The 1,364-nt window shown below is 36.3% G+C and carries 1 protein-coding gene and 1 pseudogene; both read right to left on the minus strand.

Annotation, left to right across the window (positions count from 1 at the left end; translation table 11 throughout):
- Positions 1-428, minus strand: a 428-nt coding sequence (locus AB0M39_RS42100) for a hypothetical protein (protein WP_365374512.1), incomplete at its 3' end; no start/stop codon positions are given.
- 2 nt (positions 429-430) lie between these two features.
- A pseudogene (locus tag AB0M39_RS42105) lies at positions 431-1,357 on the minus strand (phage major capsid protein).
- Between the last annotated feature and the right edge of the window lie 7 nt (positions 1,358-1,364).

Genomic DNA, 1,364 nt, shown 5'->3' on the forward strand with positions numbered 1-1,364 from the left:
AGAATCTCAAAATAAAGCCATTGAGATTCTTCCACTTCTTTACCATAAGCCTTTAATTTTCGTTTTAAAGAATTATCAATTAATCCCTCAATCAATTGAGATTCTGTTGGACTCAAGTGTTCTTGCGAGCGAATAGCCTCAGTTTTAATGGCATAATTGGTTTCTTCATTATTCCAAAATTGATGAAGTGCGTCTTTTTGCTTGGTAAGATGTTCAGTCAGTTCATCAAGTAAAACACGAGCATCTCGTTCTTTAGCCATTTGTGCAAGGGTCGCATCAATATCAGGCTGTTGTTTATCTACTTTCATATTATCAAGTTTTGTGCTTAACTCATTGACTAAGGCTTGCGTTTTTTCAACGGATTGAACCAGAGGAATTGATTGTGCTTTTAATTCTTTTGTTTTTTCTTCAATATGACGAATGTCCATTATTATTTCTCCTGATGATTAGTTGTAGTTGTAGTTGTAGTTGCAGTATTGATATTTCCTTTTTGATCTGAGATCGCTGTAAATGAACCTGCCACAAAAGCTTCTGTATCGGTAAGCTGAACATCAAAGCGATCAATTACACGAATTTTAGTAGTATCAGTTTCAAATGCACCAGCACCAATATTTGTTGGAAGCAATGACATGTTTTCACGGTCAAACAATGTAATAGCTTGCGACATATCTCCATAGTAAAGTGGATAAACTGTTGATCCAGTATTTGGAAGCCAGCGATCTGCAACAACAATAACTTGTTTACCTTTAATTAGATATGAATTAGGTTTTTTTGGGTCTGGTTCGAGCAAATATTTACCTTCAGCAGTTTTAACCAAAGCAAGTTTATTCAACCCTGACTGGTTAGTCAAAAGACTTGAAGTGGCGATAATCGCAGGATCAACCGCTGTATTAATCATAGTAATAACATCGTCAAATTTAGCGATTGTTGGTTTTTTAGGTGCTGCTTTCATTACTTCGATAATCGCTTGGTTACGAGTCACAACCACTTTCTTAGCAATCCAGCTTCATAACCATGCAAGAATATTTTCTGCTGTATCTTTAAGCAATGTATTCGTTGCAGTGATGATTCCCGCATAACGTTTAATCAAGTATTTGATAATTATCAACTGAGGATTGTCAAGGTCTGGAATTTTTCCATCTTCTGCATCCATTACAGTCAACGGAGTTACATCAGTCCATTTTTCATATACACGACTACCGTTTGAAGTAGAAACACTCTCAACACGTACATATTGTTGTAGCGAGTCATATTGGCGAACCAATGTGTTAATCATAGTACGGATATCTTGCGGAATAGTAAGTCCAGCAGCACTATCACTTCCGCTAGTTTCAGTTTTAGATGAAACGGTATTCATAAACGCC

The organism is Streptomyces sp. NPDC051907, assembly GCF_040681075.1.
Classification (GTDB): domain Bacteria; phylum Actinomycetota; class Actinomycetes; order Streptomycetales; family Streptomycetaceae; genus Streptomyces.